Source organism: Flavobacterium sp. 270 (assembly GCF_004368785.1).
In the GTDB taxonomy this organism is placed as follows: Bacteria; Bacteroidota; Bacteroidia; order Flavobacteriales; family Flavobacteriaceae; genus Flavobacterium.
On record NZ_SODM01000006.1, the window covers coordinates 135,906 to 158,469 of the forward strand.

At 32.8% G+C, this 22,564-nt stretch carries 22 protein-coding genes and 2 tRNA genes; 17 read left to right on the forward strand and 7 right to left on the reverse strand.

Annotated features, from left to right (window positions below):
* Positions 1–240: 240 nt before the first annotated feature.
* Positions 241–313: transfer RNA gene (locus tag EV144_RS20025), tRNA-Gly, on the forward strand.
* 106 nt (positions 314–419) lie between these two features.
* Positions 420–492 (forward strand) — tRNA-Gly (locus tag EV144_RS20030).
* A 139-nt stretch (positions 493–631) separates the two neighbouring features.
* Here the strand turns inward: EV144_RS20030 and pepE are convergent.
* Positions 632–1,339 (reverse strand): dipeptidase PepE, encoded by a 708-nt coding sequence (gene pepE / locus EV144_RS20035; RefSeq protein ID WP_134150932.1) that lies wholly within the window; start codon positions 1,337–1,339, stop codon positions 632–634.
* 163 nt (positions 1,340–1,502) lie between these two features.
* On the opposite strand from pepE, the gene EV144_RS20040 reads away from it, so the two are divergent.
* From EV144_RS20040 to EV144_RS20070, 7 genes are all read left to right on the forward strand, one after another.
* The gene (locus EV144_RS20040) at positions 1,503–2,270 is read left to right on the forward strand and encodes a carboxypeptidase-like regulatory domain-containing protein (RefSeq protein ID WP_134150933.1); all 768 of its coding nucleotides are present in this window, start codon (positions 1,503–1,505) and stop codon (positions 2,268–2,270) included.
* Positions 2,257–2,985 (forward strand): carboxypeptidase-like regulatory domain-containing protein, encoded by a 729-nt coding sequence (locus tag EV144_RS20045; protein ID WP_134150934.1) that lies wholly within the window; start codon positions 2,257–2,259, stop codon positions 2,983–2,985. The genes EV144_RS20040 and EV144_RS20045 overlap by 14 nt, the downstream gene beginning before the upstream one ends.
* Positions 2,975–3,730, forward strand: coding sequence for a hypothetical protein (locus EV144_RS20050; protein ID WP_134150935.1), 756 nt, complete (start codon positions 2,975–2,977; stop codon positions 3,728–3,730). The genes EV144_RS20045 and EV144_RS20050 overlap by 11 nt, the downstream gene beginning before the upstream one ends.
* On the forward strand, positions 3,727–4,233 hold the full coding sequence (locus EV144_RS20055) for a DUF6702 family protein (protein ID WP_134150936.1): 507 nt from the start codon (positions 3,727–3,729) through the stop codon (positions 4,231–4,233). Before EV144_RS20050 ends, EV144_RS20055 begins: the two co-directional genes overlap by 4 nt.
* A gap of 66 nt (positions 4,234–4,299) precedes the next feature.
* A complete protein-coding gene (locus EV144_RS20060; protein ID WP_134150937.1) occupies positions 4,300–6,543 on the forward strand; it encodes a M1 family metallopeptidase in 2,244 nt (747 codons plus the stop codon).
* Positions 6,544–6,726: 183 nt separating this feature from the next.
* On the forward strand, positions 6,727–7,074 hold the full coding sequence (locus EV144_RS20065; protein WP_134150938.1) for a twin-arginine translocase TatA/TatE family subunit: 348 nt from the start codon (positions 6,727–6,729) through the stop codon (positions 7,072–7,074).
* Between the two features lies 1 nt (position 7,075).
* Positions 7,076–7,654: a phosphatase PAP2 family protein gene (locus tag EV144_RS20070; RefSeq protein ID WP_134150939.1), complete on the forward strand. Its 579-nt coding sequence runs from the start codon at positions 7,076–7,078 to the stop codon at positions 7,652–7,654.
* Positions 7,655–7,876: 222 nt separating this feature from the next.
* On the opposite strand, the gene EV144_RS20075 is transcribed toward EV144_RS20070, so the two are convergent.
* The 3 genes from EV144_RS20075 to EV144_RS20085 all read right to left on the reverse strand — a co-directional run bounded on the left by EV144_RS20075 (position 7,877) and on the right by EV144_RS20085 (position 9,801).
* Entirely contained in the window at positions 7,877–8,518 is a 642-nt protein-coding gene (locus tag EV144_RS20075; protein WP_134150940.1) for an O-methyltransferase, read from the reverse strand.
* A gap of 111 nt (positions 8,519–8,629) precedes the next feature.
* Positions 8,630–9,028 carry a hypothetical protein gene (locus tag EV144_RS20080; RefSeq protein WP_134150941.1) on the reverse strand — a complete coding sequence of 133 codons (399 nt, stop codon included), beginning with the start codon at positions 9,026–9,028 and terminating at the stop codon, positions 8,630–8,632.
* A gap of 179 nt (positions 9,029–9,207) precedes the next feature.
* A complete protein-coding gene (locus tag EV144_RS20085) occupies positions 9,208–9,801 on the reverse strand; it encodes a YceI family protein (protein WP_134150942.1) in 594 nt (197 codons plus the stop codon).
* 208 nt (positions 9,802–10,009) lie between these two features.
* On the opposite strand from EV144_RS20085, the gene rlmN reads away from it, so the two are divergent.
* Positions 10,010–11,062 carry a 23S rRNA (adenine(2503)-C(2))-methyltransferase RlmN gene (gene rlmN, locus EV144_RS20090; protein WP_134150943.1) on the forward strand — a complete coding sequence of 351 codons (1,053 nt, stop codon included), beginning with the start codon at positions 10,010–10,012 and terminating at the stop codon, positions 11,060–11,062.
* Between the two features lie 103 nt (positions 11,063–11,165).
* Here the strand turns inward: rlmN and EV144_RS20095 are convergent, their stop codons facing one another.
* A complete protein-coding gene (locus tag EV144_RS20095) occupies positions 11,166–12,026 on the reverse strand; it encodes a hypothetical protein (protein WP_134150944.1) in 861 nt (286 codons plus the stop codon).
* A 162-nt stretch (positions 12,027–12,188) separates the two neighbouring features.
* On the opposite strand from EV144_RS20095, the gene EV144_RS20100 reads away from it, so the two are divergent.
* A complete protein-coding gene (locus EV144_RS20100) occupies positions 12,189–13,166 on the forward strand; it encodes a polyprenyl synthetase family protein (protein ID WP_134150945.1) in 978 nt (325 codons plus the stop codon).
* A gap of 3 nt (positions 13,167–13,169) precedes the next feature.
* On the opposite strand, the gene EV144_RS20105 is transcribed toward EV144_RS20100, so the two are convergent.
* Together EV144_RS20105 and EV144_RS20110 are read right to left on the reverse strand one after the other, a co-directional pair.
* A complete protein-coding gene (locus tag EV144_RS20105) occupies positions 13,170–13,973 on the reverse strand; it encodes a hypothetical protein (protein WP_134150946.1) in 804 nt (267 codons plus the stop codon).
* Position 13,974: 1 nt separating this feature from the next.
* Positions 13,975–14,499 carry a GNAT family N-acetyltransferase gene (locus EV144_RS20110; RefSeq protein ID WP_134150947.1) on the reverse strand — a complete coding sequence of 175 codons (525 nt, stop codon included), beginning with the start codon at positions 14,497–14,499 and terminating at the stop codon, positions 13,975–13,977.
* Positions 14,500–14,680: 181 nt separating this feature from the next.
* Here EV144_RS20110 and EV144_RS20115 point away from each other — a divergent pair, with 181 nt between their 5' ends.
* The 6 genes from EV144_RS20115 to dnaG all read left to right on the forward strand — a co-directional run bounded on the left by EV144_RS20115 (position 14,681) and on the right by dnaG (position 22,467).
* Positions 14,681–15,232: a LemA family protein gene (locus EV144_RS20115; RefSeq protein ID WP_134150948.1), complete on the forward strand. Its 552-nt coding sequence runs from the start codon at positions 14,681–14,683 to the stop codon at positions 15,230–15,232.
* Positions 15,233–15,243: 11 nt separating this feature from the next.
* Positions 15,244–17,154, forward strand: coding sequence for a DUF2207 domain-containing protein (locus EV144_RS20120; RefSeq protein ID WP_134150949.1), 1,911 nt, complete (start codon positions 15,244–15,246; stop codon positions 17,152–17,154).
* Positions 17,155–17,346: 192 nt separating this feature from the next.
* Positions 17,347–17,907: an RNA polymerase sigma factor gene (locus EV144_RS20125; RefSeq protein WP_134150950.1), complete on the forward strand. Its 561-nt coding sequence runs from the start codon at positions 17,347–17,349 to the stop codon at positions 17,905–17,907.
* Complete coding sequence (locus EV144_RS20130; RefSeq protein WP_134150951.1) at positions 17,894–18,634, forward strand: hypothetical protein; 741 nt, start codon at positions 17,894–17,896, stop codon at positions 18,632–18,634. The genes EV144_RS20125 and EV144_RS20130 overlap by 14 nt, the downstream gene beginning before the upstream one ends.
* 44 nt (positions 18,635–18,678) lie before the next feature.
* Positions 18,679–20,274: a hypothetical protein gene (locus tag EV144_RS20135; RefSeq protein WP_134150952.1), complete on the forward strand. Its 1,596-nt coding sequence runs from the start codon at positions 18,679–18,681 to the stop codon at positions 20,272–20,274.
* Positions 20,275–20,400: 126 nt separating this feature from the next.
* Entirely contained in the window at positions 20,401–22,467 is a 2,067-nt protein-coding gene (gene dnaG, locus EV144_RS20140; RefSeq protein ID WP_134150953.1) for a DNA primase, read from the forward strand.
* The last annotated feature ends 97 nt before the right edge of the window (positions 22,468–22,564 follow it).

The following is a 22,564-nucleotide window of genomic DNA, read 5'->3' on the forward strand; positions in this document are numbered from 1 at the left end:
AAATCATTCCTTTACAGAAGCAACTTTTTATAGATTTTTCTTTTCTAAAAACAGTTATATTCATGGTATACCTTTCTTTTGATGTTATTTCCTTTGTAATATTAATATTTAATGAAAAATAATTGACTGTATAACTTTTTAATTTTAAATAAGTTATAAAAAAATGTTGATTTTAATTGATTTTTTTTGAAAAAAAGCTTGTTTTGAACTTAACTTTCTTTTTATATTTGCACCACCAATGCGAAAGTAGCTCAGTTGGTAGAGCTCCAGCCTTCCAAGCTGGTTGTCGCGAGTTCGAGCCTCGTCTTTCGCTCTAAAAAAACCGAAATTTTATTGTTTCGGTTTTTTTATCAAAGTTAAATAATTATTGATTTTGTTTTTTTAAATGATTTAATTGTTTATATTTGCACCCTGTTAATGCGAAAGTAGCTCAGTTGGTAGAGCTCCAGCCTTCCAAGCTGGTTGTCGCGAGTTCGAGCCTCGTCTTTCGCTCTTCAAAAGCCTCAAACATTGTTTGAGGCTTTTTTGTTTTTATATCTTTTTTAAACCATATAAGTGATATAAGAAAATTTAAGTTGCTTGAATTAGACTTTAAATGAACTTATATCACTTATATGGTTTAAACAAAAAATTAATTCAGATTGCTTAAGTCGGTTCCGGTTTCTAATTCTTCCGGACTTAGATTTTGTTTAAAGAGCCTTGCTTTTAAATCTCCTTTTAAGGTAACTTTATTTCCTTTTACTTCCAGCCAGCTGCCTTCTCTTAAACCCAAAACAGGAATTGCATTAAAAGCATGAAATTCTTTAATTCTGGTTTCGCGCGTTTCGCCCATATGCAGTGACTGTGAATCTGGATCTAAATAATGCGGATTTAAATTGAATGAAATTAACCCTAAAGTCTGAAAACTTGGTGGATAAATAATAGGCATATCGTTTGTCGTCTGCATTGATAAACCGCAGATATTACTTCCGGCACTGGTTCCTAAGTAGGGAGTTCCATTTTTTACTGTTTCAGAAAGAAGCTGCATTACGTTGTTTTTGTACAATTGAGTAACGAGTAAAAAAGTATTACCGCCGCCTGTAAATATTCCTTCCGCATTTTTTATGGCATCTTGCGGGTTTTCAAATTCATGAATTCCTTTAACTTCAATATTTATAGCAGCAAAAGCCTGTGCTGCTTTTTTGGTATAGTCGTCATGCGAAATTCCGCTTGGACGTGCATAAGGGATAAATAAAATGCTTTTACAATCTTTAAAATGCAGTTGTAAAGTCGGTAATAAATACTCTAAATAACTGCCTCCGTGCAGGGTAGAAGTGCTTGCGATAATGATACTTTTCATAAAAAATAAACTCAAAATTATTCCTGTTAAAGATATTAAAACTCCCTTTTTGCAAATGGTTAAATGAGTTTAATTAACATATTTTTACCAAGTTCTTAATACTAAATTTGCAAGACATTAAGATATTTTTACATTTTAAGAATAATGCTAACTTTTCATCATTTTGATCCATAAGATTTTAGTTTTTTTGTTTGTTGTTTTGGGTCAGGCCAGCTGGTCTCAAAGTCAGGATCGTTCTGTTATAAACGGAAGAGTGACTTCAAGCGGTTCTGATTTTGAAGGTATTTATGTTATTAATGCACAAACAGAAACTATGGTTACGACCGATACTTCTGGAGCTTTCTCGATCATGGCAAAACCAGATGATACACTTGTTTTTTCATCTATAAGTTTTAAGGAGAAAAGAGTTTTATTAACCGCAGAAAATTTTTCAGATCTAAACTTTACCGTAAAATTAAATATGGTAATGCATCAGTTAGAGGAAGTAGTTGTAAAAAAATACAATAACATCAATGCTGTTAATTTAGGGATTATTCCGAGTGGACAAAAAACGTATACTGAAGCCGAAAGAAAACTGCATACTGCAACAGCGCTAAATGCAACAGCAAATGCAGGAACTATGGCGGGAGGTTCAATTTCGGCAGATCCATTGTTGAATTTTTTCTCCGGACGAACTGCTATGTTGAAAAAAGAAGTAGCGGTAGAGAAAAAAGAAGCTTTTATGAAGCTTTTGGAACGTATGTTTAGTATAGATCATTTTGTGGATCGATTAAAGATTCCGCTCGAATATGTAAAAGGATTTGAGTATTATGCGGTCGATAACGAGAAGTTTACCACAATTTTGAATTCTAAAAATAAAACCTCTACAGAATTTTTACTCGGAGAATTAGCTGTAAAATACAAAGAAATAATCGCAATTGAAACCAAATAATACATTACAAATAATCCTCTTTTTCTTTTTTGTGCAAATTAGTTTTGCGCAAAAAACAGTTTCAAAAGAAATCTTCGGGCAAGTTTTAGAACATTCAACTCCAATTGAAGGCGTTAATATAATCAACAACAATACTCAGGTCGCAACTGTTTCTGATGCAGATGGAAAATTTTCTATTGTAGCAAAAGAAGGTGATGTTCTGGTTCTTTCAGCCGTTAACTTAGATCCTTTTAAACGTCGTATTACTGCCGAAGACTTAGAAAGTGTCTTACTTCAAATCAAAATGGCGGTTAAAGAAGTCGAATTAAAAGAAGTTGTCGTAAATGAAAATGCCAATATTAATGCCGAAAATTTAGGAATTATTCCGTACGGACAAAAAAAATATACACCTGCAGAAAGAAAAGTTTATACGGCAACTTCTACTTCTGTAGATAAATTATTGAATTCGATCTCTGGACGTACTGCAATGCTGAAAAAAGAGGTAAATGTCGAAAAAAGAGAGATGCTTTTTAGAAAAATTGAGTACCTTTTTGATGAAGATTATTATACTAGTCGATTAAAAATTCCTGTGGCTGATATCAAAGGATTTCAATTATATTGTGTGGATGATGCTGAATTTGCTGTATCTTTGAATACAAAGAACAAAACAATGAGCATGTTTTTGATTACCGAACTAGCCAGAAAATACTTAATTATACTAGAAAATGAGAAATAAATTAGGAATACTTATTGCGTGCTTATTTTGCCAGCTTGTATTAGGACAAAACAATTCAAGAAAATCACTACACGGTCAGGTTATAAATGATTTTCTTACCATAGAAAGTGGTTATGTAATGAATGTCAATTCAAATGTTAGAACCTTTATCGGTGCCGGCGGTTTGTTTGATATTATGGCAAGACCAAAAGATACTTTGTTGTTTTCTGGTTTAGCATTTCAGTCCAGAAAAGTTGTTTTAACAGAGAAAGATTTAGCAGAAGTGCTTTTAAAAGTAAAATTAGATTTAGTAAACAATCAGCTGAAAGAAGTTGTAGTTCATAAAGAATTAAAAGTAAAAGCGCTTGACAAAGGTTCGCAGCGCTATGTTGATATGCAGTTTGAAGACGATAAATTATCAACGGCAAAAAATAACGTAATGTATTCTGATCAAACCATAAAATACGGAACCGATTTTGTCCGCATTTTTAAGGATGTAAAAAAACTTCTTAGCAAAAAAGAAGATGTACAGGAAACGGTTATTTCGGATATAGCATTTGCAGAATATGCAAAAGATAATTTCTCTCCGGATTTTTACACCAAAACACTGGATTTGAAACCAGATGAGGTAGAATTGTTCTTAATGTACTGCTCTAATGATGCAGAATCTAAAAACTATTTAGGACCAGACAATAGATTTCAATTGATGGATTTTATGATCAATAAGAATAAAGAATTCAAAAAAGCAGAAGTGGTTAAAAAATGAAAAATAAATTAGTGTATGGTCTGATCGGGATATTGTTTTTTTCTTTATCAGCGTTTACTTTTCATAAGTTTTATATGGGCGTTTTTCAGGTAAATTATGCTGCCGAAAAAAAAATGCTCCAAATAACTTCCCGCATTTTTGTTGATGATCTAAACAATGCATTAGAAAAAAAATACCATAAAAAGACATTTATTGGTACAGAAAAAGAAACTCAGGAAGATATTGATTTATTAAAAAAATACCTTTCTGAGAACTTCACCATAAAAGTAAACGGACAATCTAAACCAATTGCTTTTTTGTCTAAAGAAGTAGAATCAAATGATGTTTTGGTCTGCTACTCCAGAATAAAAGATATTGAGAAATTTAAGACAATAGAAATTTCAAATTCTGTTCTTATAGATTGGAACTCAGAACAGCAAAACATTACACATATTACAGCATTTGGTACAAAAAAGAGTGTTCTCTTTACAGAATCTTCAAGGAAAGAAGTGTTAAAATATTAATGAATTAGGATAATTGCTGTTTTAATTATTATTTTCACACCCAGAGAAAATTACCATTAGATTTTTATGAAAAAACTTTCATTATTATTACTTTTTCCTGCAATACTTGTTGCTCAGGAAAAAACAGTTACAACGCCGCAAAAACAGCAAGGTAAATACGATACCAACAAATTTAGTCAGATGTACGATTTGCTGGCAACCCCAAATATGTTTCGTACGGCATCCGGAGCTCCTGGACCGGCCTATTACCAACAGCAGGCAGACTACAAAATTGATGTAGAGTTAGACGATAAAAATTCAAAATTAAGTGGTTTTGAAACTGTTACTTATTCTAATAATTCACCTGATAGTTTAGAATATCTATGGGTACAATTAGATCAAAATCAGCAAAAAGCAAATACACAGACTTCTTTGGCAGAAAGCGAAAAAATCAGTCAGGTTTTGGCACTTGATGGTTTTTCGAGCAAATATCTGAAAAAGAATTTAGAACGTGGTTTTAATATTCAGGAGTTAAAAGATGCTAAAGGAAGTCCGATGTCTTATACCATCAATGAAACTATGATGCGTATCAACCTGGCAACACCTTTAAAACCGGGAGAAAAAATTACTTTTTCTGTAAAATGGTGGTACAACATTAATAATTACAGAAAAGAAGGCGGACGTTCTGGTTATGAATTGTTCGAAAAAGACGGAAATAAATTATATGTAATAGCACAGTTTTATCCAAGAATGGCTGTTTACAATGATGTTGAAGGCTGGCAGAATATGCAGTTCTGGGGAAGCGGCGAATTTGCACTTCCTTTTGGAAATTTTGACGTAAATATTACAGTTCCTGCGGATCACGTTATTGATGCAACAGGAGAATTAATGAATAGAAGTGAAGTTTTTACTGCAGAACAGGTAAAACGTTACGAACAAGCTCAGAAATCTTTTGATAAACCAGTTGTGATTGTAACACAAGCTGAAGCTGAAGCAACTGAAAAAGGTTTTTCTGAAAAGAAAAAAACATGGAAATTCAGCGCTAAAAACGTGCGTGATTTCGGAATTGCTTCGTCAAGAAAATTTATTTACGATGCAATGGCTGTAAAATTAGGAGGCAAAGTTGTAATGGCAGAATCAGTTTATCCTAAAGAAGCAAATCCGCTTTGGGGAGAAACGTCTACAATTACAGTTGCTCACACATTAAAAAGTTATTCGTCTCATACTTTTGATTATCCTTATCCAAAAGCCGTTTCGGTTTCGGCAGAAGATCAGGGTATGGAATATCCAATGATTTGCTGGAATTTTGGTCGTCCTGACGAAAATGGAGTAACTAGCAAAGAAGTTAAAAACGGAATGATTGGTGTTGTGATTCACGAAGTTGGGCACACTTTCTTTCCTATGATTGTAAATTCAGACGAACGTCAATGGACTTGGATGGATGAAGGTTTAAATTCATTTTTAGAATATTTGGCAGAACAAGAACTGGATTCTAAATTTCCATCAAGACGCGGACCTGCAAAAAATATTGTTCCGTACATGAGTGGAGATCAAAAAATGTTAGAGCCAATTATGTCTAATTCTGAAACGATTGCTCAATTTGGAAATAATGCTTACGCAAAACCAGCTACAGGTCTTAATATTTTGAGAGAAGTAGTAATGGGAAGAGAATTGTTTGATTATGCTTTTAGAACATACGCAAACAGATGGAAATTTAAACACCCAACTCCAGAAGACTTCTTTAGAACTATGGAAGATGCTTCTGCTGTAGATTTAGACTGGTTTTGGAGAGGATGGTTTTATTCAACAGATTTTGTAGATATTGGAATTAAAGACGTAAAACAATATTATGTTTCAGATACTCCAACAGCAGATTTAAAAGATGTAAAAGTGAAAAAAGGACGTTTCGGTTTTGAAAAAGGCCCATTTGTTTACCTAGTTTCTGGAGACAATGCTGAGGTAAATGCATCTAAGAAAAAAGCGTTGAATGTTGAAGATGTAAAACCTTTGGCAGATTATGTAGATCAAACTTTTACAGCCGAAGAAAAAGCGAGCTTAAAATCGCCGAAATATTTCTACGAAGTTGAGTTTAACAAGCCAGGCGGTATGATTATGCCGATTTTAGTTGAAATCACTTACGAAGACGGAACAAAAGATAATTACCAATATCCGGCACAAATCTGGAGAAAAAATAATGAGACAGCTAAGAAAGTTTATGCGACTTCTAAAGCAATAAAAAGTATTCAGATAGATCCAAAATTAATGACTGCTGATATTGATGTAACCAACAACGCTTGGCCAAAAGTAGAAGAAAAGTCAAAATTTGACTAAGAATAAAATTCAACTGTAAAGTTCACAAAGTTTAGTAAGTAGAAAAAGGAAAATCCTTGGCAAGCTTGCAAAACCTTTGTGAACTTTGTGGTTAAAATACACACCGTTACATTTTTTTAAGTAAATTTTAAAACTCTACGCTGCAAAAATTAATATCTTTGTGGCACACAAAAATAAAAAGATATGTTTGGTATAGGAGGAGGAGAATTAGTTTTCATACTGTTTATAGTACTAATGCTTTTTGGTTCAGACAAAGTGCCGGAAATTGCTCGTACAATGGGAAAAGCAATGGCGCAATTAAAGAATGCAACTAACGATATTAAAAGCGAAATTCATAAAGGGGCAGAAGCCAATGGTTTTGATGCAAAATCCCTGACTGATATTACCGGAAATATCAATGCAGAAATTAATAATGCAAAAAACAATTTATTGGGTGATACGACTAATTTATTAGGCGATACAACCCATGAAATCGAAAAAGTAAAAGAAGACATCGATTCTATTTCTGGACCTGTAAAACGCCAAATGTAATATGCTTGAAAAAATAAATGAATTAGATATTCAGCTATTGGTGTATCTTAACGGTTTAGGTTCTGAAACATACGATAAATTTTGGCTGATTATTACCAGCCAATTAAATTGGACACCATTTTTTCTATTTCTTTTTTATCTTATTTATAAAAAAGTGGGAGGGAAACAAACCTTGTATATCCTTCTTTTTATTGCAATCTTACTTGCTTTTACAGATCAAACCTGCAATTTATTTAAACATACTTTTGAGCGTCTGCGCCCTTGCAACAATCCAGATCTTAAATCAATTATTAGAATAGTTCAGGTAAGACAATCCTATAGTTTTTTCTCTGGTCACGCAGCCAATACAATGGCGGTAGCAACTTTCTTATTTATAATCTTAAAAAAGCATTTTAAATATTTAGGATTTCTGTTTTTATGGCCGTTAATCTTCGCATACAGCCGTATTTACTTAGGATTGCATTATCCGGGAGACATTCTTACAGGATATCTATTTGGAGCACTTTTTGGTTTTTTACTTTCATTAGTTTACAAAAAACTAAAGCCACAGTATTTTCCAGATACAATTAAGACAATTTAAATATTCAATTGCCTCCAGCTTTAGCTGGAGGTAAATAATATATTACATGAGTTGGCTTTAGCCAAATATGTGATATGTTTTGGCTAAAGCCCATTAACCTATCTTCAAAAAAAACCTCCAGCTAAAGCAGGAGGCAATTCAATTTGACTATTTATTTTATAGAAACAGCTTTTCTAAGTAAAAACTTAGAACCTCAGCATCTCAATATCTTAGCAACTTAGACTAAAGTACTCGGGAAACCGTCAATCCATCACGAATAGGAAGTAAAACCGTTTCCACTCTAGGATCATTTTTCAAAAGTAAATTATATTCTAAAAGCACTTTTGTACTAACATCATTTGGGTGAACAGGTTCGAGAATTTTTCCGCTCCATAAAACATTATCAGATAAAATAATACCACCTTTATTCATTTTCGGAACAATCATTTCCCAATAATTCAGGTAATTTTCTTTATCAGCATCAATAAAAACCAAATCAAATTTTACATCAAGATCCGGAATAATATTTACTGCTTCTCCTAAATGTTGAAAAATTTGATTTCCCCAAGGCGACATATCGAAATATTTTCTCTGAAAATCTACCAATTCTTCTTTAATATCAATAGTATGCAGTTGTCCGTTTTCCTGCATGCCTTCACACAAACACAAAGCGGCATAACCGGTATAAGTTCCGATTTCAAGAATATTTACCGGACGAATCAATTTAGACAACATACTCAAAACCCGACCTTGAAAATGCCCGCTAAGCATTCTTGGTAAAAGGATTTTTTGATAGGTTTCTTTATTGAGTTTAGCCAACAATTCTGGTTCTTTTTCAGAATGTTGTTCGATATAATCTTCTAATTCTTGTGAAATAAAATGCATTGTGTAGTGTTCTAATTTAAAAAGCAAAAATACAAAAATATCAGCTCGCTTTTCGGCATAAAAAAAACCATTCGCGATTACGAATGGTTTTAGTTTTTAGCTTTTAATTGATTATTTTTTCAAAGCTTCATTTACTTCTTTTGCTGTTTTTACAGTTCCGTCTTTTGCTGCTTTTGCTGCATTTTCTACTTTCTCAGCTCCTTTTTTAGTCGCATCTTTTACATCAGTTGCTGTTTTCTTTGCAGCAGCTTCAACATCATTTGCCGTTTTTTTAGTAGCGTCTTTTACATCTTGTACAGCATTTTCAGAAGCTTCTTTAGCTTTTGCAGCAGCGTTTTGTGCTTTAACTACCGCGCTGTCTTTTACTTCTTCGATATCAGTTGCCAAAGTATCTACTTTGTTGCCAATCGTTAATTCTTCATCTGCAGGTTTTGGTTCTTTTTTCTCGCATGATTGTACAGCGAACGCTAATAAAGCAATAACAGCTAAGCTTAAAATTTGTTTTTTCATAATTACATTTTTTTTAGGTTGATAAATCTAAAGGTTATACGGCTGAAAAATAAAAATACAAATTTTAAAAATGATTGCGCGCTTTGTAAGATTATTTTTCTTTTGAGTACAAGACAATTCTTGTGCCAAATTTTAATTTTTTGAACATACAGCTTAATTTTTTTTAGAAAATATTTTTTCTATTTGATTACCAGAACATTTTCATTTTTAGTGTAATCATTTAAAACAATATTAAAGATCAATGTTAACTCTTTTCCGGCTTTTACGACTCCCAAAGCTGCAGTTGGCGGAGACATTCCAAAGTCGGCAAAAGTGATCTGGTTAGAACCTTTCAAAATAAAAAATCCATTGTTAGCCGTTACATTTATCTGAGTTCTAAAATCCTTACTGGTTCCGGCAATTGTGTATGTGCCTGTTAAGTTCCAAGTGGTTTCATTTACTTTGTTTACAGCCTTTAGAGCGTATTTAATATTTTTATACGTTTTGGTGTCTAAAGTTTCATAAGCAACATCGTCCATACTTGTTTTTGTGCTTTTTAAACTTTCTGCCGGCAGTGTTATATTTATACTGTTTATTTCGATTATTTTAGAATCAATAACAGTTAAATTAACAACACCATTTCCTTCTGTAGACTTCATTGTCCAATCGTGTATGTTTGAAGTTCCTGCAACTTCAAAAGTTGATTTTGCTACAGTATAGTTTCTTTGTGCATTTGCCTGTATTGATAATGTTGTAAAAATCACTGTCAATAAAATTGATGTAGTTGTTTTCATTTTGTGGTATTTATTGGTTATTCATTAAATAAAGAATTAAAAACTTATCCTTATTTCTTGGATCAAATTTATTGCGAACACAGACGAAATAGAATGATAAAAATCATTGTTGAAAATTTATTAAAGGATTATTCTGAGAGTATATTCTAAAAGAAATCCCTATAAGTACCCTGAAATTTTAAAGAAAAAAAATCAGTAACTTTGCAGCATGCAAATGGAGAAAAAAGACATACGAGCCTTATCAAAAGACCAGCTTCGAGATTTTTTTATAGAAAATGGAGACAAAGCCTTTCGTGGAAATCAGGTTTATGAATGGTTATGGAGCAAAGGCGCTCACAGTTTTGAGGACATGACCAATGTAGCAAAGCCTACAAGAGCCATGCTCGAAAACAATTTTGTAATCAATCATATTAAGGTTGATACTATGCAGCGCAGCAATGACGGAACTGTAAAAAATGCGGTTAGACTTCACGATGGTTTAGTAGTAGAATCGGTTTTAATTCCTACCGAAACCAGAACAACAGCCTGCGTTTCGAGTCAGGTTGGATGCAGTTTAGACTGCAATTTCTGTGCAACAGCAAGATTAAAAAGAATGCGAAATCTGGAACCGGGAGAAATCTACGATCAGGTTCTGGCAATAGATAAAGAAAGCCGTTTGTATTACAATCATCCGCTTTCGAATATTGTTTTTATGGGAATGGGAGAGCCTTTAATGAATTACAACAATGTCATTAAAGCGATCGATATGATTACTTCTCCAGAAGGTTTAGGAATGTCGCCAAAACGTATTATGGTTTCGACTTCTGGAATCCCGAAAATGATTAAAAAAATGGCCGATGATGATGTAAAATTCAAATTAGCCGTTTCGCTCCATTCTGCAATAGACGAAATTCGTGCGCGCATTATGCCTTTCAGCAAAAACTTTCCTTTAGCAGATTTACGAGAAGCTTTAGAATATTGGTACAGAAAAACCAAAAATAAAATCTCGTACGAATATGTGGTTTGGAAAGGAATAAACGACGACAAAGCTTCGATTGATGCCTTAGTTAAGTTTTGTAAATATGTACCGTGTAAAGTCAATTTAATTGAATATAATCCAATTGACGATGGTGAGTTTCAGCAAGCCTCTGAAGAATCTATTATGGCGTACATAAAAGCATTAGAAAATATTGGAGTAGTGGTAAAAGTACGCCGAAGCAGAGGAAAAGACATTGATGCTGCCTGCGGACAATTGGCGAATAAAGAAGCAGAAACGATATAATTATTTGCAAAGAAGGATAATTTATCAAATTATAAAAAAACAAAAAGCATTAAAGACAAGAATTGTACTTGTTTTTAATGCTTTTTTTGGGCAAAAAGGATTCTTATTTTTTCAAATCTATTTCTGTCGTTACACCATCTTTTGTAACGTTGGCAAGTGTATCACAATCGCCATTACCAAAATCAATAACTGCAGAAGCGCCATTTTTAGTAATAGAAACAATTCCTTTTACAGCAAAAGATTTTTTGCAGGAAGCTTTAAATTCTAAAGGAGTTGTGATTTCGGCAGAGAAAGTATCCCCGTTAGGAAAAGTAGTAGTGCCGCTTCCAGTTACTACAAAAACATTGTCTTCCCAATTAAACCAAGTGTCGTAACCCGCAGTCATTTCTTTTACCAAAGTTCCTTTTCTGTTATAAACACTTCCGTCTTCAAAAGTAACTTTCAAATCAATTGCTGCCGTAAAAACTGGATGTGCCGTGGCAAGTAAATCAGTTGATTTAACAGTTCTCACTATACTTTTACTTCCCTGAAGCACTTTTCCATTGTGAGTGAATCCTTCAAATGTGTAACTAATTGTCTGAGTAGACGCAGTAAAATCATTAGAAAAAGAAAGTACCATTTTTCCTTTTACAGTATTTCCGTTGTCCAGAGTACAGCCTTCTGCACCAAAATCAACAGTTCTTGTCCAGGTGTTGTTTGTTAAAACAGTTGTGATAACGGCACAGCTTGGTAAAAAGTTTTTTATTGTTCCGTCAGGTTTTCGATTAATGTTTTGCTGTGCGTTAAATTGATCTTCAGCAATATTGGTTACATCATCTATAGATGCATCAATTTTAGAATTGGTGATAATTTCGTCATTTGAAATTGCTGCAGTAGTTCCGTCATTTTTATTTTCATCAGAATTACAACCAACGAAAAAGATCAATGCAATGCATGTTACAATTAATAAAAATTTTGTTTTCATAATAAATAATTTTAAATTTTACTTTTTAATAAATGAATTTTAAATTAGATATTAGATTTGAGATGCTTTTGGTGTTTTTTGTAAATTAGTAGATAAAATATTGTTATACTAACCTTAAATACACAACGTTTTTTTATTTAAAATAGTATATTTGAAGACGAAATGAATATTACTTCCCAAATAAAACAGCCCATCTTTAATGAGATGGAACTTTTTGAAAAAAAGTTCCATGAATCGATGACCTCAAAGGTCGCATTGTTAAACCGTATTACGTATTATATCGTAAACCGGAAAGGAAAACAAATGCGTCCGATGTTTGTTTTTTTAACGGCAAAAATGGTTTCTGGCGGTTTGGTAAACGAAAGAACGTATCGCGGTGCATCAGTAATTGAACTTATTCATACCGCAACTTTGGTACATGATGATGTGGTTGACGACAGTAACCGCCGACGCGGATTTTTCTCTATCAATGCACTTTGGAAAAATAAAATTGCAGTTTTGGTTGGCGATTATTTACTTTCAAAAGGATTATTGCTTTCTATCGATAACGGCGATTTTGATTTACTTCGAATTATTTCTGTTGCTGTTCGCGAAATGAGCGAAGGAGAATTACTTCAGATAGAAAAAGCAAGAAGACTTGATATTACCGAAGACGTTTATTACGAAATCATCAGAAAAAAAACCGCTACGCTTATTGCTGCTTGTTGTGCGCTTGGCGCGAAAGCCGTAATAGAAGACGATGTTCAGGTAGAACATATGCGCAAGTTTGGCGAATTGATCGGAATGGCATTCCAGATCAAAGATGATTTATTTGATTACAGCGAAGAAGCCATCGGAAAACCAACCGGAATTGATATTAAAGAGCAAAAAATGACTTTGCCTTTAATTCATGTTTTAAATACTTGTACACCACAAGAAAAAAAATGGCTGATCAATTCCATCAAAAACCATAACAAAGACAAGAAACGCGTAAAAGAAGTTATTGCTTTTGTAAAAGACAATAATGGTTTGACTTACGCCGAAAATAAAATGGTAGAATTCCAGCAGGAAGCACTTTCATTACTAGAGAATTTCTCTAATTCTGAGTTTAAAGATGCCTTGATTTTGATGGTGAATTATGTTATTGAGAGGAAGAAATAGTTTTTAGAGTGAATCTACTATTAGGATATTTGTGTTAATTTCTTCTATTTCCTTTTTCATTCTAATACAATTTTCGAGAAACCAGTCAGCGCAAAGAATAGTATGGTAATCAGGATTTTTAGAATTGTAATTTTCTTCTAATTCTTCTTGCTCTTTTTCTTTTAAAAAATTTTGCTTTAACCAGTCAAATTCAGCCTCTATTCTTTGAAATAATAATTTATTTTCTTGATTTAGATTTTCAACTTTGGATACTTCCTCGATCTCATCTTTAGAAAATATGTGTTTATATTCACTTTTATCTAAATCAGCTTCTAAAATCTTTTTCATTAAAAGAATCATGTAATTTAAAAAACATATGAAATCTTTAGTTTTTACATTTTTACCATTGTTCCTTTCATTTATTTGATCTACATCAAAATAATCAGTAAAATTTCCATATTGAAACATGAAGCCATATGCGTTTCTGCCTTGTACTTCATAGAGTGATTCTATGCCATTGTTGATGTATAATTCGTTATTTACTTTCTCGTAACTTTCTCCTTGTTGATATCTTCTTTCGCAATAAATTTCGTCAAGCCAATAAGTTAACTCCCATAATTCATTTGGACGAATAGTATTAATGTTAGAGCTAACTTTTTGAATTACATCATTAAAAGTTACATCATAATCATCTCCAAATTCGGCTTTTCTTTCAGTAATAAAATCTTCAAAAGACTTTTTAAATTTAATTTTGGAAAGTAAATCTAGAAGTAAATTGTTTTTTGCTTTTTCAGCATCCAATTTAAAAAACTCTGTTGTTCTTCCCATTTTAATTCTTTAATTCTAACTTCATCATAATATCCGTTTGTTCATCATTTCCTAATCTAAAAATGTGTTTGTCAAACTCGACAAAACCATTTTTCTTGTAGAAACTAAGCGCTCTGAAATTTTCTTCCCAAACGCCTAACCAAACATAATCTACTTCTTTTTGTCTAGCAACTTGTATGGCTTTTTCGTAAAGTATTTGTCCTACTTTTTGTCCGTGATATTCTTTTGGAACATAAATTCGTTCAATTTCAAGTGCTTTGTTGTCTTTTAATTCTGTTTGCGATGTTCCAGAATTAAGTTTCAAATATCCGATTACAACATTGTCAAGAACGGCAAAATAAAATTCAGAATCTTGATTGTTAATTTCAGCGGTTAATTTCTCTGATGAAAAATTCTCGTCCAAATACTTCTGCATATCTTCTTCAGAATTGTGTACTGAAAAAGTTTCAGAAAAAGTCTGTCTGCCAATTTTCTGCAATTGATGAATATCGTTTAGTGTTACTTTTTGGATTTTGATATTTTCCATTTTTGAAGGTGTTTTTCTTTTTGAAGTTCTTTCAAAACTACCAAAATAATGCGCAGTCTGCAAGTATAATAAAGGTTTGAGCAGTTTGTTTCTTGATTTTTATTGAATAATCTGAAAGCGAAATAATTCTGATTACTAATATTTTTATTGTTAAATTTGAAATTCAATCTAATATTAAAATATGACAACTTTAATTATACTATTTTCTTTTTTACTGATAATTATAATCTTCATTGTGCTTTACAACGGTTTTGTAGCAAAAAAAAACAGAGTCGACGAGGCTTTTAGCGGGATCGATGTTATCTTAAAAAAACGATTTGATTTAATTCCAAATCTTGTAGAAATTGTAAAAGGATATATGAATCATGAAAATGCGACACTGAGCAATATTGTAAATCTTCGTAATCAGGCTTTAAATAGTAATACAGCTGATGAAAAATTACAGCTGGACAAACAGCTTACTACCGCTGTAGGATCTGTTTTTGCTTTGGCAGAAAGTTATCCAGACCTAAAAGCAAATACCAATTTTCTAAGTCTGCAGTCAGATTTAAGTGAAGTTGAAACAGAAATAGAACGTTCAAAACGATATTATAACGGAACTGTAAGAGAGTATAATATTGCAATCGAATCTTTTCCCGGCAACTTGATTGCGGGTTTGTTTGGTTTTCCGAAGAAAAACTTCCTTGAATTAAAAGAAGAAGAACAAAGAGAAGCTCCTAAAGTTCAGTTTTAATTATTCGCCATATGTCTCTAAAAAATATATTTTTAGTATTATTTTCTGTTTTATTTTATCACGTACAAGCCCAGGAACGAGTTTTAAATTTTGATGTAAAAGTTCAAATTGAAAAATCAGGAACAATTCAGGTTATCGAGAATATTACGATAAAAGCTGAAGGAAACATCTTTAAACACGGTTTGCTGCGCACATATCCGCTTACTCGTAAAGACAAAGATGGAAACCAGATTGATGTAGAATATTTAATAAACTCCATCAAAAAAGACGGGCAGACAGAAAATTATTTTACCGAAAAAGATGGAAACGACTGGAAAGTTTATATTGGTGATAAAGATGTAGAATTAGAAAACGGAACTTATAAATATCAAATTATTTACAACGTTCCTTTTCAGATTGGTTATTTCGATTATTATGATGAACTGTATTGGAACGTAACTGGCAACGGCTGGGATTTCCCTATTGATAAAGCAACTTGTCAATTTTTTCTTCCGGGAGATAATAAATTTGAAAATTTACATTGTTATACCGGATTAGCAGGAGATTCAAGTTCAAATTGTATTAGTTCTTTAAACGCTAATAAAACTATAGTTGCTTTTTCTGCAGTACATCTTGGCCCAAATGAAGGCTTAACAGTTGCAGCATCATTTGCAAAAGGAATTGTAGATCCGCCAACATTTGAGCAAAAATCAAGCTCATTTTATAAACAAATAAAAGTGCCTGTATGGTCTTCTGTTTTTTTAATTGCAATGTCGCTTTTTTTCTTTTTCAGCTGGAAAAAGCACGGAAAAGATCCGGTCAAAAAAACTATAATTCCAGAATTCCTGCCGCCTTTTAATTGGTCTCCTGCACTTGTAGGTTATGTGTATTACAGAGAAATCAAGAAGAAAAACTACATGGCATCGCTTATAAACGCAGCAGTAAAAGGCGCGGTCAAAATTTCTTCGTCTGTAGAAAGCGGTATATTTTTAAATAAGGATATATACGAAATAGAAGTTTTAAACAAAGATTTAACGGCTTTAACTACAGAAGAAGCTGCATTGCTGAATCCAATTTCGAAAAAAGTAAAAGTAAAAGTTGACAATTCAAACTATAAAATATTTGATAACGCTTATTCTAAATGGCATGATAATGTGACTAAGCAGATAAAATTAGAAGAATTCTATCAAAACAATACATCGAAAAAATGGATTGGTTTTGCCGTTTTATTAATTGCAGGTCTTTCGTTTGAGGTACTTTCTAATAACAGAGGTTACATCAATTATACTTTTTATGCGGGATTGATTGCCGCAGTAACTGCATTAACATATTGGTTTACTCAAAGTGAAAAAAGTACTGGCTGGACAATCTTAAAAGGAATTTTAGCTTTCTTTATTTTTATACCGGCAACAGCAATATTTTTCATGACCTTTTTCTTTTTAAATACTACACAAATGATTGTAGTGGGTATTGGGGTTTTAATGTATATCTTTTATGTTCGCACTTTAGGTAAGTTTACAGAGAAAGGAGCAGATGCAGTTCAAAGATTAGAAGGATTCAAACTGTATCTTGAAACGGCAGAGAAAGACAGAATGAATATGCTTAATCCGCCGGAACTAACTCCCCAATTATTCGAACAATTATTTCCTTATGCAATAGCTTTAGGTGTAGAAATAGAATGGGGAAAACAATTTGAAGAAATTTTAGAACTTGCAAAATACAATCCTGAATGGTATCAGGGAGAAGATCAATTTTACAGACGTCCAGTATTGTTTGTTTCAGATTTCGGAAGTTCTGTAAATGCAGCTGGTATAGACCCAAATCCTAAATCATCGAGTTCTTCTGGAGGAAGCAGTGGCAGCAGCGGAAGCTGGAGCAGCGGCAGTTCTGGAGGCGGAAGCTCCGGAGGCGGCCGAGGCGGCGGAGGCGGAGGCGGCTGGTAAAATTTTTGAAAATATTTTTAAACTAAAAACCCTTGTTATAGCTTTATATAACAAGGGTTTTTCTATTTTTAGAGTTTAGAAAAAAAAATATTTTGTATTTTTTTTGCACCCATGCAACCATTTCAAATCGACAATCGTCTATGCTAATAGAAGTCTGTTTCTAAAACCAAAACCAAACCGAAAAGCTTATTAATGAAAATTATTCAGTTACATCAAGAAGAAACCAAAATCATAAAGCTCGCTGCCGAAAACAATCGTCAGGCGCAGCAACAGATTTATAGTAAGTTTTCTTCAAAAATGCTGAGTGTTTGCCGTCAATATATAAAAGACATACAGTTGGCAGAAGATGTAATGATAACCGCTTTTATGAAAGTGTTTACCAATTTAAACAGATTTGAACACAAAGGAAGTTTTGAAGGCTGGATTCGCCGGATTATGGTAAACGAATGTATCTCGTATTTAAGAGTCCAGAAAAAAGTAAAATTTGCAGAAGACGAATTTTTTATTGAAGAAAGTTTTAATGCAACCGAAAGCCAGTTTACAATAGAGCAGATTCAATATTTAATAGACGCTTTGCCCGACGGTTATAAAATGGTTTTCAATTTATATGCGATAGAAGGTTACAAACACAATGAAATTGCCAAGATGTTAGGAATAAATGAAGGAACATCAAAATCGCAGTTATCGCACGCTAGAAAAATGCTGCAAACACAAATTACTATTTTAAAAAAACAAGATAATGGAACCGAATAATTTTGAAAAGGATTTCCGTGAAAAACTAAATCAACGTAAAATCGAACCAAGCGATAAAGCCTGGGACAGATTAGATGCGATGTTAAGTGTTGCCGAAGAAGAGAAGCATACAGTTGGAATCCGCTCCGTGCAGAAAAGGAAATGGCTTTATATCGCAGCAAGTATTGTTGGGTTTTTATTGGTTGGGACTTTCTTTTTCAATCAAAAAGAAAAGGGCATAGAAATACCGAAGAACAAAGTTGTTTTTGAAGAAAAAAAAGAAGGAAATACTTTAGATAAGCCGGGAACAATTAAAGAAGATATTGGAAATAGCCAAATTCAAAAAAAGATAATGAAGCCACTCTCTATTATTGAGGACAATAAAATTCAAAAAGAACAATCAAAACAGCTTGAAAATAAAGAAGAAAAGACTTCAATCATTAATAATCCAAAAGAAGAGAATGCAGTCGTTGTTAATACTGAGAAGAAGGACCAGCCAACTGCTAGAAATAAATATATTTCGGCAGAAGAACTATTAGCCGAAGTCAGTAATACCAAATTTGAAACAAAAGCGACAGTAGAAACAATTGCAAAACAGAGAAAAGCTGTTTCTGTAAATCCAGACGATTTGTTATTAAATGCTGAGACAGAATTAAATCAATCTTTTAGAGAATCTGCATTGGATAAGTTTAACAAAAATTTTAAAGCTGTAAAAACCGCCGTAGTAAATAGAAATTACAAAGAATAAATAAAAATCATCAATAATCAATCATCAATCAAAAAACGAAAATCATGCAAAAAATTATATTGTTTATAACAATTATGATAGTTGCTCTTGTGACTAAATTAAACGCTCAACAATTAGATTCGATAAAAAACGAATCAGAATGGTACAATGCAGGTTCTATGCCTTCCAGTTATGAAATGGGACCTGATAAAAGTCCCGAATTCAGTAATCAAAATGTATGGAAAATGAGATCTGTTAAAAGTGAAATCAGCGGTTTTGGAACTCTCATGCAAACCATTAAATCTGATTTGTATAAAGGAAAAACAGTAAAGATGTCTGGCTATGTAAAAGCTGAAAATGTGAAATCCTGGGCAGGATTGTGGATGCGGGTTGACTATTATAATGCAGATATACTTGCTTTTGATAACATGCAAAGAAGAGCCATAAAAGGAACAAAAGAATGGCAAAAGTATGAAGTTGTTTTGTTTGTTCCTGCAGAAGCAACATCTATTTCTTATGGCGTTTTATTGGCTGGAACTGGCCAAATTTGGTTTAAAGATGTACAATTTGAAGTAGTTGGAGATACAGTTCCGGAAACAGGTTCAACTAAAGGAAGAGAACACAAAGAAATTTCATTTGAAAGAAGAGCAAAAGCGATTGCGGATCAAATTAAAAGAATAACAGATCAAGAGAAAAAAGTTTTAAAAACCGAAGTAGATTCATTGGATAATCAAGTTGCAAAGGGGATAATTTCTAAAGAAAAAGGAGAAGAACTTAAATTAAAGAAAGCAAAAGTTCACGCAGCAAATATTGATACAAATGCAGCTATTGAAGAAGGAAAATTGAGTCAATTGGTTCAGGATAAAGTTGATGGAAAATTTAAAGATCAAGTAACCTTTAGAGATAGAACTAAGGTAGTTTTTGGAATTAATACTGATTCTATTGGCGAAAACAGTAGAGAATTTAATATTACTGGATTGAAATTTTATAATGGCCAAAAAGATAAAGAATACCGCCAATCTAAACGCACCACAAGCCAGATTGTTTTTGCTGCAGGATTTAATAATCTCGTAACCAATAAACAGGCAGCAAACTCGGATTTTGAATATTTAGATTCTCATTTTTATGAATGGGGACTAACCTATAATACCAGAATTTTGAAAGACGATAATTTATTGCATTTTAAGTATGGAATGTCTTTGATGTACAATAATATTAGAGCTACAGATAATCGTTACTTTGTTAAGAATGGTGAACAAACTGATTTGGTAACAAGTCCGGTACATTTAGAAGAATCCAGACTTAGAAATGTATACATAATGGTGCCTCTGCATTTAGAGTTTGATTTTACAAAGAAAGAAATTCGTGACGGCGTTAGTTATTTTAGAACTCAGAAAAGTATGCGAGTTGGTTTAGGTGGTTATGCCGGGTTTAGAGTAAAATCAAAACAGATTCTTGGTTTTGAAGATATTAACGGGAATGATGTAAAACAAAAAACAAAAGGAAATTATAATGTAAATGATTTTAATTATGGGCTAAGTACTTATGTAGGTTACAAAGGAACAAGTTTATATTTAAAATATGATTTACAGCCTTTATTCGAGAATAATACTGTTGATCAAAATAATATTTCATTAGGACTTCGTTTCGATTTTAATTAAATATACAGTGGAGTTAATTAGTAGAAAAAGCGCTTTAAAAAGGCGCTTTTTTTATGGGAAATCGTAAAATTTCAAGATTGATTTGTGTACTTTTACAGACTTCAAATTTTTAAAATATTTTGCGTTTTGATTTCACAAAGTACAATTGATTCTGTTTTTGAATCTGCTCGTGTTGAGGAGGTTATTGGTGATTTTGTTAATTTAAAGCGTGCCGGAAGTAACTTTAAAGGATTAAGTCCGTTCTCAGACGAGCGCTCGCCGTCGTTTATGGTTTCGCCCGCAAAAGGAATCTGGAAAGATTTTAGTACAGGAAAAGGCGGAAACTCAGTAAAGTTTCTGATGGAACATTCGCAGTTTACTTATCCGGAAGCTATTCGTTATCTGGCCAAGAAATACAACATTGAAATCGAGGAAACCGAACAGTCAGATGCAGAAAAAGCCATGACAGATGTTCGCGAAAGTATGTATCTGGTTTCAGAATTTGCAAAAGACTATTTTCATAAAACCCTTTTAAATTCAGAAGAAGGAAAAGCAATCGGACTTTCTTATTTTAAAGAAAGAGGTTTTACAAACGAAACCATCAAAAAATTTAGTTTAGGATATTCGCCAGAAACCTGGGATGCACTTACAAAAGAAGCTTTAGGGAAAGGCTACAAACTCGAATTTCTAGAAAGCACCGGTTTAACAATTCCTAGAGAAGACCGACCTTTTGATCGTTTTAAAGGTCGTGTAATGTTTCCTATAGAAAGTATGTCGGGACGAGTTTTAGGATTCGGGGGACGTATTTTGACCAATGATAAAAAAGCAGCAAAATATTTAAACTCGCCAGAAAGTGATATTTACCATAAAAGTAAAGTACTTTACGGAATTTATCAGGCCAAACAATCTATTGCCAAATTAAATAATTGTTATTTGGTAGAAGGATATACAGACGTAATTCAGTTTAACCAAGCCGGAATCGAAAATGTTGTGGCTTCATCTGGAACTGCATTAACACCAGATCAAATTCGGTTGGTCAATCGTTTAACGAGAAATATCACGGTTCTTTTTGATGGAGATGCTGCGGGATTGCGCGCATCTATCCGCGGAATCGATTTGATTTTGGAAGAAGGTATGAATGTAAGAGTTTGTGGTTTTCCTGACGGAGAAGATCCAGATAGTTTTGCCAGAAAGAACTCGTACGAAGATTTAGTAGCTTATTTAGAAGAAAATAGTAAAGATTTTATACAGTTCAAAGCTTCAATCCTGATGAATGAAGCTAAAAACGACCCTATAAAAAAAGCCGATTTGATTCGGGATATGGTATTAAGTATTTCAAAAATTCCAGATCGTATTCAACGTGAAGTGTATATACAGGAATGCGCCCGAATAATGGATATTTCAGAGCAGGTATTGGTAAGTACACTCGCACAGTTAATTCAAAAAGATCTTGCCGAAGCCAATAAAAAACAAAAGCAAGAACAAAAGCCTTTTGAAGTTGTTAGAAATCAAACGCCAAAAAACGCTGGGTTTTCTGGAGGAGATCCGGAAGATCCGAGAACCGGACCGCCAGACGATTATCCAGGATACACGGGATATCCAGAAGAACAGGTAGAAAAAGTAGATATTTTATATGGCTTTGAAAGGAAAATTATCGAAATCTTACTGCTATACGGAAGTGTAGAAGAAGATTTTGAAGACGTATTCCTAAGAGCCGATGAAGAAGGAAATGTAAAAGAAATTTCTGAAAAAAGAAAATATAAAGTCTTTGAGAAAGTGTATCTAAGTCTTCAGGAAGATGAGGTAGAACTTTCAAACCAATTGTTTCAGAATATTTTCAGTAATATAATGGATTTCTACAATCAAAACGAAACCTTTAGTTTAGATAAATATTTAATGCATTTACAACCTGAATTTGCACAGGAAGTAACCAATATTTTAATGGAAGACGAAAAAGTAACCATTCATAATTGGGAAGGACAGAATATTTTTCCGAAGCATAAAAATGAAACAATCGAGCAAAATGTATCGGATACTATTTTTTCTATGCGTTGGTTCTTGGTTTCAAAATTAATCTCAGATTTAAAAAATTCACTGCTTACAGATCCGCAGGAAGACAATTCTGAACTTTTATCTATGGTAATAGATTATTCAAAATTATTAAATAACTTTTCTAGAAAACTAGGAAGAGTAGTAGTTCCTTACCACTCATAAACAAAAAAACTCTATAAATCTGGTGGAAACAGATTTTATAGAGTTTTTAGTTAATAGATTTTCGAATTCCTTAAATTCTTTTAAGATAAACGATTGT